Annotated in this window: 13 protein-coding genes; 8 read left to right on the plus strand and 5 right to left on the minus strand. The window is 72.0% G+C overall.

Annotated features, from left to right (window positions below):
- Positions 1 to 49: 49 nt before the first annotated feature.
- Positions 50 to 1747, minus strand: a complete 1698-nt coding sequence (locus KGS77_RS21080) for a sodium:solute symporter family protein (RefSeq protein WP_242584176.1) — start codon at positions 1745 to 1747, stop codon at positions 50 to 52.
- A gap of 233 nt (positions 1748 to 1980) precedes the next feature.
- Between KGS77_RS21080 and galT the strand changes: the two genes are divergently transcribed.
- The 4 genes from galT (at position 1981) to KGS77_RS21100 (ending at position 6495) form a co-directional block, all read left to right on the plus strand.
- The gene (gene galT, locus KGS77_RS21085; RefSeq protein WP_242584178.1) at positions 1981 to 3108 is read left to right on the plus strand and encodes a galactose-1-phosphate uridylyltransferase; all 1128 of its coding nucleotides are present in this window, start codon (positions 1981 to 1983) and stop codon (positions 3106 to 3108) included.
- Positions 3105 to 4103, plus strand: coding sequence for a UDP-glucose 4-epimerase GalE (galE, locus tag KGS77_RS21090; RefSeq protein ID WP_242584180.1), 999 nt, complete (start codon positions 3105 to 3107; stop codon positions 4101 to 4103). Before galT ends, galE begins: the two co-directional genes overlap by 4 nt.
- Positions 4104 to 4150: 47 nt before the next feature.
- A complete protein-coding gene (gene galK, locus KGS77_RS21095) occupies positions 4151 to 5317 on the plus strand; it encodes a galactokinase (protein ID WP_242587598.1) in 1167 nt (388 codons plus the stop codon).
- A 395-nt stretch (positions 5318 to 5712) separates the two neighbouring features.
- Entirely contained in the window at positions 5713 to 6495 is a 783-nt protein-coding gene (locus KGS77_RS21100; protein WP_242584182.1) for a response regulator transcription factor, read from the plus strand.
- Between the two features lie 87 nt (positions 6496 to 6582).
- Here the strand turns inward: KGS77_RS21100 and KGS77_RS21105 are convergent, their stop codons facing one another.
- The 3 genes from KGS77_RS21105 to KGS77_RS21115 form a co-directional block, all read right to left on the minus strand.
- Complete coding sequence (locus KGS77_RS21105) at positions 6583 to 8700, minus strand: beta-galactosidase (RefSeq protein WP_242584184.1); 2118 nt, start codon at positions 8698 to 8700, stop codon at positions 6583 to 6585.
- Positions 8701 to 8741: 41 nt separating this feature from the next.
- Positions 8742 to 9590 carry an SDR family oxidoreductase gene (locus KGS77_RS21110; protein ID WP_242584186.1) on the minus strand — a complete coding sequence of 283 codons (849 nt, stop codon included), beginning with the start codon at positions 9588 to 9590 and terminating at the stop codon, positions 8742 to 8744.
- A gap of 123 nt (positions 9591 to 9713) precedes the next feature.
- Positions 9714 to 10211 (minus strand): MarR family transcriptional regulator, encoded by a 498-nt coding sequence (locus tag KGS77_RS21115; RefSeq protein ID WP_242584188.1) that lies wholly within the window; start codon positions 10209 to 10211, stop codon positions 9714 to 9716.
- A 143-nt stretch (positions 10212 to 10354) separates the two neighbouring features.
- On the opposite strand from KGS77_RS21115, the gene KGS77_RS21120 reads away from it, so the two are divergent.
- Together KGS77_RS21120 and KGS77_RS21125 are read left to right on the plus strand one after the other, a co-directional pair.
- Positions 10355 to 11173: a trans-aconitate 2-methyltransferase gene (locus tag KGS77_RS21120; RefSeq protein ID WP_242584190.1), complete on the plus strand. Its 819-nt coding sequence runs from the start codon at positions 10355 to 10357 to the stop codon at positions 11171 to 11173.
- 165 nt (positions 11174 to 11338) lie between these two features.
- Positions 11339 to 11704: a VOC family protein gene (locus tag KGS77_RS21125; RefSeq protein ID WP_242584202.1), complete on the plus strand. Its 366-nt coding sequence runs from the start codon at positions 11339 to 11341 to the stop codon at positions 11702 to 11704.
- On the opposite strand, the gene KGS77_RS21130 is transcribed toward KGS77_RS21125, so the two are convergent.
- Positions 11647 to 12180 carry an ATP-binding protein gene (locus KGS77_RS21130; protein WP_242584204.1) on the minus strand — a complete coding sequence of 178 codons (534 nt, stop codon included), beginning with the start codon at positions 12178 to 12180 and terminating at the stop codon, positions 11647 to 11649. The genes KGS77_RS21125 and KGS77_RS21130 overlap by 58 nt on opposite strands.
- Positions 12181 to 12355: 175 nt before the next feature.
- On the opposite strand from KGS77_RS21130, the gene KGS77_RS21135 reads away from it, so the two are divergent.
- Together KGS77_RS21135 and KGS77_RS21140 are read left to right on the plus strand one after the other, a co-directional pair.
- On the plus strand, positions 12356 to 13228 hold the full coding sequence (locus KGS77_RS21135; protein WP_242584206.1) for a helix-turn-helix transcriptional regulator: 873 nt from the start codon (positions 12356 to 12358) through the stop codon (positions 13226 to 13228).
- Positions 13225 to 13434: a DUF397 domain-containing protein gene (locus tag KGS77_RS21140; RefSeq protein WP_242584208.1), complete on the plus strand. Its 210-nt coding sequence runs from the start codon at positions 13225 to 13227 to the stop codon at positions 13432 to 13434. Before KGS77_RS21135 ends, KGS77_RS21140 begins: the two co-directional genes overlap by 4 nt.
- Positions 13435 to 13447: the final 13 nt, after the last annotated feature.

Genomic DNA, 13447 nt, shown 5'->3' on the forward strand with positions numbered 1-13447 from the left:
ATCGGAAGGGGGATGGAGCGGGAGCGGGGGCAGGGGTAGGAGCAGGGGGTCAGAAGGAGAACGGGACATAGCAGACGGCGGCCAGGATCAGCGCGCCCCAGCCCAGCAGCGCGGGCCTGCGGTACCAGGCGTCGTCGCCCTCGGCGGGCAGTTCGGCCGTACCGGGGACGGCGGTCCCCGCGCCCATGGACCGGGGGAGCGTCCCGTAGACCAGTCCGGCCAGCGATGCCTCGGGCCGGGGCCGGGTGACCAGCGTGACCGCCACCATCACCACCGCGCCGACGGCGAAGGCCACGATCGAGGAGACGAAGTTGGCTCCCTGGTCGGAGGGCAGGGAGATGACGCCCTGCTTGTAGAGCCAGAAGTAGTTGACCATCGCCGCGACCGTGCCGGACAGCAGGCCCCAGAACCCGGCGGCGGCGCTGGTGCGCTTCCAGAACATGCCGATGATGAACACCACGAACAGCGGGACGTTGAAGAAGGAGAACAGCGTCTGGAGGTAGTTCATGATGTTGCTGAAGCTGGCGGCGATGAAGGCGGTGCCCATGCCGATCAGTACGCCGACCGCGGTGACCACCCGCCCCGTCTTGAGGTAGTACGCGTCCGGGCGGCCCTTCTTGAGGTACGCGCCCCAGATGTCGTTGGTGAACACCGTGTTGAAGGACGAGACGTTCGCCGCCATTCCGGCCATGAACGCGGCGAGCAGTCCGGTGACGGCGATGCCCAGCACCCCGTTCGGCAGCAGGTCGCGCATCAGCACCGGAATCGCGTCGTTGTACTGGAGCCCGTCCTTGCCCCGGCCCAGCGTCGGCTCCATGACCAGCGCTATCAGGCCGGGCACGACCACCACCAGGGGGATCAAGATCTTGGGGAAGGCGGCGATCAGCGGGGTCCGCCGGGCGGCGGAGAGGTTCTTGGCGGACAGCGCGCGCTGTACCTCGGCGAAGTTGGTGGTCCAGTAGCCGAAGCTCATCACGAAGCCCAGGCCCAGCACGATGGTCAGCCAGTTGGCGCCCAGCGGATTGCCCTCGCCGATGCCGGTGCCCTTCCAGGCCGTCAGAAAGGCGTCGCCGTGTGAGGAGGTCAGAGAATCAGACAGACCGTTCCAGCCGCCGACGCGCTTGAGCCCGACGACCGTCAGCGGGATCAGCGCCGCCAGGATGACGAAGAACTGGAGCACCTCGTTGTAGATCGCCGAGGACAGGCCGCCGACGGTGATGTACGCCAGCACGAAGAAGCCGGCCACCACGATCGCCACCCACTGCGGCCAGCCGAGCAGCGCCTGGAGGACGATCGCCATCGCGTACAGGTTCACGCCCGCGATCAGCACCGAGGAGACCGCGAAGATCACCGAGGACAGCAGGTGGGAGGACGGGCCGAAGCGGTGCAGCAGGAACTCCGGCACCGAGCGCACCTTGGAGCCGTAGTAGAACGGCATCATCACCAGGCCCAGGAAGACCATCGCCGGGATGGCGCCGATCCAGTACCAGTGCACGGTGTACGCGCCGTACTGCGCGCCGTTGGCGGCCATGCCCAGGATCTCGGTGGCGCCGAGGTTGGCGGCGACGAAGGCGAGCCCGGTGACCCACGCGGGCAGCGATCTGCCGGACAGGAAGAAGTCCAGGCTCGTCCGCACGCTGCGGCGGGCGGCGAATCCGACGCCCAGGACGACGACGAAGTAGACGGCCAGGATGGTGTGGTCGAGCACGTTTGTGGGGAGCCGTAGCCCTTCGGCCATATTGATCATGGGAACCCGCTTCGTTGCGCGATCGAATGCACAAAAAGCTACGCCCGGACGTTGAGAAACTGAACAGTATTGTTGGATCGCGTTGTGAAATCGCGATCAGGCGCGAGCGATATGGCGGTGTATGAGGGGAAATGCCCCATGCACCCCAGGCCGTTGACGCTGCTGTGCGCTTGTGCTTCATTGTGTTTGCTTGTGTTTGGTCGCCGCGGCGATCGGAGTGGTGAGGAGCTTCCGTGAAGAAGACGACGACCCGGCTCGCGGACGGCCGGGAGCTCATCTACTACGACTCCCGCGACGACGCCGTACGCGACGAGCCCGACCGCCGCCCCGCCGCCCCGGTCTCCACCGCCTCCGCGATCCGCCGCGACCCGCTCCTGGGGGACGCGGTCGTCATCGCCTCCCACCGCCAGGACCGCACCTACCACCCGCCGGCCGACGACTGCCCGCTGTGCCCCTCACGCCCGGGAGCCACCCCGGAGGGCCCGGACGGGGACGGCTTGAACGGGGGTGGCCCGAACGGCGGTGGCCCGAACGGCGTTCCGGGTGGCGGGCGGCTCTCGGAGATCCCCGCCCACGACTACGACGTCGTGGTCTTCGAGAATCGTTTCCCCTCCCTGGCGGGCGGCAACGGCCGCTGCGAGGTGGTCTGCTTCACCCCCGACCACGACGCCTCCTTCGCCGACCTCACCGACGGACAGGCCGCCCTGGTCCTGGAGGCGTGGACCGACCGCACCGCCGAACTCTCCCAGCTCCCCGGCGTCGAGCAGGTCTACTGCTTCGAGAACCGCGGCGCGGAGGTCGGCGTCACCCTCGGCCACCCGCACGGCCAGATCTACGCCTACCCCTTCGTCACCCCGCGCACCGAGCGCATGCTCGCCTCGCTCGCCGCACACCGCGAACGCACCGGCCGCAACCTCTTCGACGACGTCCTGGACCGGGAGCGGGCCGACGGCAGCCGCGTCGTCCTGGAAGGCGACCACTGGACCGCGTTCGTCCCCTACGCCGCCCACTGGCCGTACGAGGTCCACCTCTACCCCCACCGCCGGGTCCCGGACCTGCTCGCGCTGGACGACGCCGCCCGCGCCGAATTCCCGGGCGTCTACCTGGAGATACTGCGGCGCTTCGACCGGATCTTCGGCGAGGGCGAGCCACCGACCCCGTACATCTCCGGCTGGCACCAGGCACCCCTGCGGGCCGCGGGCCGCGCCGACTTCGGCCTCCACCTGGAGCTTTTCACGATCCGCCGGACTTCCGGCAAGCTGAAGTTCCTCGCGGGCTCCGAATCGGGCATGAACGTGTTCATCAACGACGTGCCGCCGGAGGCCGCGGCCGAGCGACTGCGGAAGGTAGCGAGCAAGTGAGCAAGAAATACCTGGTCACAGGCGGTGCGGGATATGTCGGCAGCGTGGTGGCCACCCACCTGCTCGAAGCGGGCCACGAAGTGACGGTGCTGGACGACCTGTCCACCGGGCACCGCGAAGGCGTCCCGCGGGGCGCGCGCTTCATCGAGGGCCGCATCCAGGACGCCGCCCGGTGGCTGGACGCCTCCTACGACGCCGTACTGCACTTCGCCGCCTTCTCCCAGGTCGGCGAGTCCGTCGCGGACCCCGAGAAGTACTGGCGCAACAACCTCGGCGGCACGATGGAACTGCTCGCCGCGATGCGCGCCGCCGGCGTACGCACCCTGGTCTTCTCCTCCACCGCCGCCACCTACGGCGAGCCCGAGCGCACCCCGATCACCGAAACCGCCCCCACCGCGCCCACCAGCCCGTACGGGGCGAGCAAGCTCGCCGTGGACCACATGATCGGCGGCGAGTGCACGGCCCACGGCCTGGCCGCGGTCTCGCTGCGCTACTTCAACGTCGCCGGTGCCTACAAGGACTGCGGCGAGCGGCACGACCCCGAATCGCACCTGATCCCGCTCGTCCTCCAGGTCGCCCAGGGCCGCCGGGAGGCCATCGCCGTCTTCGGCGACGACTACCCCACCCCCGACGGCACCTGCGTACGCGACTACATCCACGTCGCCGACCTGGCCGAGGCCCATCTGCTGGCGCTGGACGCGGCGGCCCCCGGCGAACACCTGATCTGCAACCTCGGCAACGGCAACGGCTTCTCCGTACGTGAGGTGATCGAGACCGTCCGCAAGGTCACCGGGCACCCCGTCCCCGAGGTCGTGGCGCCGCGCCGGGGCGGCGACCCGGCCGTGCTGGTCGCCTCCGCGCAGCGTGCGGTCGAGCGGCTGGGCTGGCGGCCCAGCCGTACCGACCTGGCCGGAATCGTCGCCGACGCCTGGGAGTTCGCCCAGACCCAGGGCCAGGCCCAGGACCAGGCCCAGGGACAGGAGAGCGCCGGGTGAGCGGGCAGGACCCGGGAGCGGGCGCGGCGCGGCCCGGGCCCGCACGGCTGGCCGGTGCCTTCCGCGCGGCGTACGGCACCGGCCCCGCCGGGATCTGGGCGGCGCCCGGCCGGGTCAACCTGATCGGCGAACACACCGACTACAACGACGGCTTCGTGATGCCGCTGGCCCTGCCGCACACCACGCTGGTCGCCGCCCGCCCCCGTACGGACGGTGTGCTGCGGCTGCGCTCGGCCCACCCCGCCGGCGCGTCCGCGCCCGTACGCGGCAAGGGGCGGACCGTGGAGCTGGCCGTCGAGGACCTGCGGCCCGCCGCCGTCGGGGGCTGGGCCGGCTACCCGGCGGGCGTGGTGTGGGCGATGCGCCAGGCCAAGCTCCCCGTGGGCGGCGCCGACCTCCACTACGACAGCACCGTGCCGGTCGGCGCCGGGCTGTCCTCCTCGGCGGCGCTGGAGGTCGCCACCGCCTTCGCCCTGAACGATCTGTACGGGCTCGGGCTCGCCCCGCAGTCCCTGGCGCAGCTTGCGCAGCGGGCGGAGAATGCTTTCGTCGGTGTGCCGTGCGGCATCATGGACCAGACGGCCGCCGCCTGCTGCACGCAGGGACACGCCCTCTTCCTCGACACCCGCGACCTCACCCGGCGCCAGGTTCCGTTCGATTTGGCGGGGGAGGGACTGCGGCTCCTGGTGGTGGACACCCGTGTGAAACACGAACTGGGGGACGGCGCGTACGCCGCTCGTCGCGCCGGATGTGAGCGGGGCGCGCGGGCGCTCGGCGTGCACGCCCTGCGCGATGTGGGATACACGCAACTGCCCGCAGCACTGGCCCGGCTCGACGGCGATCCGGTCGCCCAGAGGTACGTACGGCACGTGGTGACCGAGAACCGCCGCGTCCAGGACGTCATCGAACACCTCGACGCGGGCGACACCCGCGCCATCGGCCCCGTGCTGAGCGCCGGACACGCCTCGCTCCGCGACGACTTCGAGATCTCCTGCGCCGAACTGGACCTCGCGGTGGACAGCGCGCTGGCGGCGGGCGCCCTGGGCGCCCGGATGACCGGCGGCGGCTTCGGCGGCTCGGCGATCGTGCTCGTGGAGGAGGCGGACGCCGAAGCGGTCGGCAAGGCGGTCACCGAGTCCTTCGCGGCGGCCGGCCACACCGCTCCACGGATCTTCACCGCCGTACCGGGCCAGGGGGCCCACCGCGTGGAGTGAGGGGAGTGAGGGGAAGGGGGCCGGCCGCGATGACCGGTCAGGCGGTCACGGGCTCAACCACCGCATGGCGGCGGATGATCGGTTCGCTGCGCACGGCCGATCCGGGGCGAACGTATTGAGACGATCCTTGTCGACTTCTGTCCCTGAGCGGCCAATGTGCCCCACCCTGAACACTCCGGCCGGGCAGTTTTGCCAATTGTCTTCCGTTGCGGCACCCCGTCCGTACGCTGAATCCCAGCACCGGTGGGGGCCGGTGCTGATCAGGGGGCGAGACAGCCGGGTACGACGCCCGGGGTGGGGTGGCACGGAGCACGGCGGCGGCCGTGCGGTTCGGGTGAACTCCATTCCGGGCGTCGTGCCCGCTATGTACCGTTTCCCCGGGACAGGGGGTCTTCGTGCAACGCATCCGGGTTCTGGTGGTCGACGACCACCGCATATTTGCCGAGTCTCTGGCGGCAGCGCTCGCCGCCGAGCAGGACGTCGACGTGGCAGCGGCCGGCAGCGGCCCGGCGGCCGTGCGCAACCTGGAGCGGGCGGCCACCGACGGCCGCCGCTTCGACGTGATGCTGGTCGACGCCGACCTCGGTACGGTCGCGCCGCCGCTGGCGTCCGTGCCCGCGCAGCCGGCCGCGTCCCGGGACGGCGCGCCCGACGGCGTCCCGCTGGACGGCATCTCGCTGGTCTCCGGGGTCCGTACGGTCCACCCGTACGTCCGTACCGTGGTCCTGGCGGAGAAGGACGACCCGCGCCGCGCCGCCACCGCGCTCCAGGCCGGGGCCTGCGGCTGGGTCGCCAAGGACTGCTCGCTCTCCCGGCTGCTCGCCGTCATCCGCGGCGTCCTGCGGGACGAGACGCATCTGCCGCCCGCCCTGCTGACGGGGGTGCTGCGGGAACTGACGGCGGCGCGCAAGCACCGTACGGAGAGCGAGCGGCTGGTGGAGTCGCTGACGCCGCGCGAGCGCGAGGTGCTGCGCTGCATGGTGGCGGGCCTGGGCCGCAAGGCGGTCGCCGAGCGGCTGTTCCTCTCCCCGCACACCGTCCGTACGCACATGCAGAACGTGCTCGGCAAGCTCGGGGTGCACTCCACGCTCGCGGCGGTGGCGCTGGCGCGGCGGGCCGGGGTGGGGCCGGTGGAGCTGGAGCCGACCACCGCGGCGGCCTCGGTCTCCCTGCCCTGACGGCCCGGGGGCCAGGGTCTGAGCCGGGGCAGAGCCGGGGCCGGGGCCCTGGGTGGCGAGCGCGGTATCCGGAGCGGCCCTGCGCTTCTACGGCCCTTGTGCTGTACGGCCCTTCGGGAGCTGACCGCCCGGCCGGTCAGCGGCCCCGGGGACATCCTCGGCCCCGCTCAGGACCGCGACCCCACGGCCGGGCAGCGTCACCCGCTCCACCAGCGCCCGCTCCACCGCCTGCCGCCTCATCGGCGCCCCGCCCCGGCCGCTGCCACCCGCCGTACTGTCCGCCCCGCCGCCGTCGAGCAGGGAGACCATCGGCTGCGGCAGGGCGACCTCCACCGCCGCCGTCTCGTGGTTGAGCAGGAACAGGAAGCGCCCGCCCGCGCCTTCGCGGACGGTGGCCTGCACGCCCGCGGGCAGTCCGGCCAGTACGGGCCGCACACCCGCCGCCGCCCGTACCTCGTCCAACAGGGCCCGCAGCGCGGCCGGTTCGAGCCGGGTGCCCACGTACCACGCGGTGCCCCGCCCGTATCCGTGCCGGGTCACGGCCGGGCCGCCCGCCAGCGCCCCGTCCGCGAAGCGCGCCAGCACCTCGGCCCCTTCCGCGACGATCACCTCCGACCACAGGTCGGCCCGCCCCCGCACCGCGCCGTGGACGTGCACCGTCGCGCCCTCCTCCAGCGGCCAGAACTCCTCCACCCACAGGCCCAGCACCTCCCGCAGCGGCGCCGGACAGCCCCCCGGGTGCACCCGGTCGCAACGGTCCACGATCCCGCTGAAGAAGGACACCAGCAGATGCCCGCCGCCTGCCACGTACGAGGTCAGGCGCCGGGCGTCGGCAGCGGTGAGCAGATACAGGCTGGGCACCACGACCAGGCGGTAGCCGGACAGCTCCCGGCCGGGCGGCAGCACGTCACAGGCCACGCCCGCCTCGAAGAGCGGCCGGTAGTGGTCCAGCGCGAGCCGGGGCTGCTCCAGGGCCGTGGAGGGCCGGGAGTCCAGCTCCAGCGCCCGCCGGCTGTCCCAGTCGGCCAGCAGCGCCACCCGGGCCCGTGAGCGCGTCCCGGAGATCCGTGGCACCGACGCCAGCTCCCGGCCCAGCGCCGCCGCCTCGCGGAAGATCCGGGTGCCGGTGCCACCGTGCGGGACCACCGCCGAGTGGAACTTCTCCGCGCCGCCCAGCGACTGCCGCCACTGGAAGAACAGCACCGCGTCCGCGCCCTGGGCGACGGCCTGCCAGCTCCACAGCCGCATCGCGCCGGGCGGCTTGGGGCCGTTGCGGGCCCGCCAGTTGACCGCGCCCGGCGCCTGCTCCAGCAGCAGCCACGGCTGTCCGCCGCGCGCCGAGCGCATCAGGTCGAAGTTGTACGCGGCCCGGATGTGGTCATCCGGCACGAACGGGTCCTGGTAGAAGTCCAGCGCCATCACGTCCATGTGCGCCGACCAGGCGAAGGCGTCCACGGGCCGGTGGTCCGGCATGAGGTTGGTGGTCACCGGCACACCGGGGGAGTGCCGCGCCAGTACGGCCTTCTCGGCCAGGAAGCACTCCAGCAGCGCCCGGTCGCTGAAGCGCTGGTAGTCCAACTGCTGCGCCGGGTTGGGGAAGGTGGGCGCGGTACGGGGCGGCAGCACCTCCTCGAAGTCGCCGTAGCTCTGCGACCAGAAGGCCGTGGACCAGGCGTCGTTGAGGGCGCCGACGGTTCCGTACCGCTCGCGCAGCCAGCGCCGGAAGTGCCGCGCGGAGACCGGGCAGAAGCACTGGTGCGTATGGCAGCCGTACTCGTTGCCGATGTGCCACAGAGCGAGCGCCGGGTGGCCCGCGTACCGGGCGGCCAGGCGTTCCACCAGGCGCCCGGCGTGCTCCCGGTAGACGGGACTGGAAGGGCAGTAGTGCTGGCGCGCGCCGGGCCACCGCCGCCGCCCGTCCGCGTCCTCGGGGAGGATCCCGGGGTGCAGCCGGGACAGCCAGGGCGGCGGCGAGGCGGTCATGGTGGCCAGGCAGACGGCGATGCCCGCGCCGTCCAGGCCGTCCAGGACGCGGTCCAGCCAGCCGAAGTCGTACGTGCCGGGGCGGGGCTCGGCCCGCGCCCAGGAGAAGATGCCGAGGGTGACCATCGTGACGTGGGCCCGCCGCATCAGCTCCAGGTCCTGGGCCCACACCTCCTCGGGCCACTGCTCCGGGTTGTAGTCGGCACCGTAGGCGATCCCCACCGCCCCTCCTCTCCCTGCGGGCGCCTGGCGTCGGGAACCTGTCAGGAGGAGTGCTTCACCACGCTCCAGCCCCCGTCCACGACCAGGCTCGCCCCCGTCACGTACGACGCGTCCCCGCACAGCAGGAACGCGATGGCCGAGGCGACCTCCTCCGGGCGCCCCAGCCGCCGGGCCGCGGTCTCCTCGGCGCTCGCCCGCCGGTCCTCCTCGCCGATCGCCTCCCACGCCCCGGTCAGCACCGGCCCCGGCAGCACGCTGTTGACCCGCACGTGCGGCCCGTACTCGACGGCGAGCTGCCGTGCCAGGCCGGTCAGCCCCGCTTTGGAGGCGGCGTACGCGGGACGCCCCGGCAGCCCGAAATGGGCGTGCACCGAGGACGTCAGCACCACCGCGCCGTGCCGCTCCCGCAGATCGTCCAGGACGGCGCGCACGCCCAGGAACGCGCCGGTGAGATTCACCGCGAGCTGCCGTTCCCAGTCGGCCAGCGGCGTGCGGTCGGCGGGCGCGGTGTAGGGCAGGAAGGCATTGCTGACCAGCCCGTCCACGGGCCCGTAGCGCTCCCGGGCGGCATGGGCGGCGCGCTGCCAGTCCTCTTCGCGGGCCACGTCGCAGTGCTGGTAGGAGGCGGCCCCGCCGGCCGCGCGGATGCGCCGGGCGGTGTGCTCGCCGCGCTCGTCGTCGATGTCCAGGAGCAGCACGCGGGCGCCCTCGGCGGCCAGCCGGTCGGCGGTGGCGGCCCCGATCCCGCCGGCGGCGCCGGAGACCAGGACCGTACGGCCGGGGAAACGGGCTCCGTCCGGCGTACCGGACGGCCTGCGCTGCTGCTGGGGCCCCGGCCGGCCCGGTCCGCTCGGACGGCTCGGTCGGCTCGGCTCACGCTGCGGGCTCATGGCGGCGATCCAAGCCCACCGCGGGCCGTACGGGCAAGAGCCCCTCGGCCGCGCGACGCGCTCCCCGGCGGCGGCCGGCGCCTGCCGGACGGCGCCCCGCCGGGCCTGCGCCGCCCCGTGCCCTCAGCTCGGGATGTTGTCGAAGGGGGCCGTCAACTGCCGTAGCAGCGCGGCGAGTTCACCGCGCTGCTGGGGGGACAGCTCGCTGAGGATCGCGCGTTCCTGCGCCAGCAGCCCGGCCAGTGACTCATCGGCCGCCTCGCGCCCGTCCGGTGTCAGCCGTACGAGGACGCCGCGCCGGTCGCTGGGGTCGGGCAGCCGCTCCACCAGCCCCTTCTTGGCGAGCCGGTCGATCCGGTTGGTCATCGTGCCGGAGGTGACCAGGGTCTGGGTCAGCAGTTGTCCGGGGGAGAGCTGGTAGGGGGCGCCGGCCCGGCGCAGTGCGGTCAGCACGTCGAATTCCCAGGGCTCCAGGCCCACCTCGGAGAAGGCGATGCGGCGGGCGCGGTCGAGGTGTCTGGCCAGCCTGCTGACGCGGCTGAGGACCTCAAGCGGTTCCACGTCGAGGTCCGGGCGCTCCCGGCGCCATGCTGCGACCAGTCGGTCGACCTCGTCCTCCATATCGATCAGTGTAGAGGGTCTGTCGATGTGAAGTCTCTTGACATCAAGATATATTTGGACGGACCCTTGGGCATCGTCGGCGGGAGCTTCACGCTCACATGTGTTGGCACGTACCAGCCCTGTACCAGTGAAGGGGTTCGAACATGCACGTCGCACCAACCTGGGATCCACAGCAGTACCTGCGCCACGCCGGACACCGCACCCGCCCGTTCCACGACCTCCTCGCCCGCATACCGGAACTCCCCCGCCGCGGCCGTCCGGCCCGCATCGCCGACCTCGGCTGCGGCCCCGGCAACGTCACCGTCCAGCTCGCCGACCGCTGGCCCGAAGCCCGCATCACCGGCCTGGACAGCTCCGCCGAGATGCTGGAGGAGGCCAGGACCTACGCCGGGCCCACCCCGGGCGGCGGCCACCTCGACTTCGGCCTCGCCGACGCCGCGCACTGGCTGCCCGAGGAACCGTACGACCTGATCATCTCCAACGCGGCGCTCCAGTGGGTACCCAACCACGCGGACTCCTTCCCCGCCTGGATCCAGGCCCTCACCCCCGGCGGCACCCTCGCCTTCCAGGTCCCCGGCAACTTCACCGCCCCCAGCCACGCCCTCCTGGGCGAGCTGTGCGACGAGCCCCAGTGGCGGCCCCGCCTGCGCGGACACGGCCGGCGCTTCGTCCACATCCTGGACCCGGCCGGCTACCTGGAACGGCTCACGTCCCTGGGCTGCGCGGTCGACGCCTGGGAGACCACCTACGTCCAGCTCCTCCAGGGCGAGGACCCCGTACTGGACTGGGTCAAGGGCACGGCCCTGCGCCCCGTACTGACGGCCCTGGAGGGGGACCCGGCCGCCCGCGAGGAATTCCTCGACCAGTACCGGGACCTGCTGCGCAAGTCCTACCCACCGGGCCCGCACGGCACGGTCTTCCCCTTCCGCCGCATCTTCGTCGTCGCCCACAAGGAGTCATGACCAGGCCCACGGGACGGCCGCCGGCCCGCACACGAAGAAGACCGGCCGCCGTCCCCGTACAGCTCCGGCTCCGGCCCCGGCCCCGTCCACGGCTGGGACACCCCGGCCCCACCCCACCCGGCACGCCCACCACCCCCCACATCCCCGACGAGAGGTGACCAATCCATGATCGCCGGCCTCGACCACGTCCAGCTCGCCGCGCCACCCGGCAGCGAGCCCGCCCTGCGGGCGTACTACCGGGACCTTCTCGGCATGACGGAGGTCCCCAAGCCCCCGGCGCTCGCCGCCCGCGGCGGCTGCTGGTTCGAGGCCGGCACAGCCATGATCCACCTCGGCATCACCCCCGGCTTCCACCCCGCCACCAAGGCCCACCCGGGCCTGCGCGTCACCGGCCTCACCACCCTCGCCCACCGCCTCACCACCGCGGGCGCCCCGGTCCACTGGGACGACCACCTCCCCGGCCACCGCCGCTTCTACTCCCACGACCCGGTCGGCAACCGCCTGGAATTCCTGGAGGCGACGGCGGGGTGAGTCGAGGGTCGGGCAGGCGCACAGAACGCGGTCGTCGGCGGGCCCGATCCCACGGCCACCTCGCACCAAACAGCCACCCCTCGCACGTCCCCACGCCACCCCCACCGCTCGGCGAGCGTCTGCACGATCCGCAGGCCCCGGCCGCCCTCGCTCTCGCTCTCGCGCGCGGGCACTGCGGGCGTGACCATCGCCACCGCGCCCTCATCCACCACACTGATCACGGCCGTACGGTGCCCGGTGAGCCCCAGCACCACGACGATCTCCCGGCTGCCGCTGTGCTCCAGCGCGTTGGCGGCCAGCTCACCCGTGACGGACTCCAGCGTCTCGACGGCCTCGTCCGCCAGCGACCAGAAACGGGCCGTCTCCCGTACGTAACGCCGGGCGGCTCCGGCGGAGGCGAGATCGTCACCGGGCAGCGCGCACACCCCGAGCCAGCGGTGGGTCGCGAATCGGGATGTACGCGCGGGAAGGGCCATGGACGCTCCTTGGAAGTCGGAGTCAGGCAATGGCGTGAAGCGTTCCATGGGAATTCCGTGAAAGGCGGGACTCCTCCGGTAGTTCATCACTCCGAGTGACTTCACCGCCGGATCAACGCAGGCGCCACACCGCCGTCCCTAGGCTGCCGACCGTCTGTAACAAGGGGGTTGAGTGATGACAGCGACACAGACCGGCCCGACCGGACGCATGCAGATCGCCCGCGGACTGATCTCCCTGCGTGAGCGGCAAGGGCTGACGCAGACAGAGGTCGCCGAGCGCGCGGGAGTCAGCAAGACGACGGTGAGCCGCTATGAGATGTGGCAGGATCGCGCGCGCATTCGCTGGGCCACGGTAAAGGCCATCGCCGACGCGTGCGAGGCGTCCCACGAGGAGCGCGATGCGCTGGTGCGGGTGGCCAGGTCGCAGTTGGACGGCTGGTGGATGGGCAACGGCGGAGTACCGGAGTGGCTGGACCCGCTGGTCTCCTTCGAGCACGAGGCGGCGTACGAGCATCTGTACGCCAACACCGTCGTCCCCGGGCTGCTGCAAACCAAGGACTATGCGCTGGCCGTGCACCGAGCACGTGAAGTGCGCAGCTCGAACGACGACATCGAGAGGATGGTGGATGCCCGGTTGCGGCGTCAGAAGATCCTCAGCCGTGATCCGGCCCTGCACCTCTGGGTGGTCCTGGACGAGGCCGTACTGCGCCGGACCGTCGGCGACAGCGCAGTGATGGCAGAACAACTGGAGCATTTGCACGACATGGCTCGCAGCCCCGCCATCGACATCCAGATCCTGCCGTTCAGTGCCGGGGCGCACGCTGCGGGGGCGGGACATTTCGTCGTGGTGGGCCGGGACAACGATCGCGACCGGCTCAATTCCATGGCCGTTGTCTACGTCGAACTGCGGCGTCGCGGCCTGTATTTCGACGATGTGGAAGACGTCGCTGCTTACAAGTTGACGTTCGACTATCTTCGTTCGCAAGCGGCCGACACATCGGCATCGATGCGGCTGTTGGCCCGAGCGCGGCAGGAGTTGTCCTCGTGACCGATCACGTGATGCCCGCCCCTGACACGGGGGCCGTTTGGTTCAAAAGCAGCCACAGCGGTGGCGAAGGCAACGAGTGCGTCGAGGTCGCCGATCTGCGTACCTGTGTTGCCGTACGGGACTCCAAGTGGACCGAGGGGCCTGTGTTGCGCTTCGGGGCGCGGGAGTTCGGGGCGTTCGTCGCCGAGGTGAAGAAGGCGGGGTGAGGGCGTCCGTCAC

This window comes from Streptomyces sp. MST-110588 (assembly GCF_022695595.1).
Taxonomy (GTDB): Bacteria; Actinomycetota; Actinomycetes; order Streptomycetales; family Streptomycetaceae; genus Streptomyces.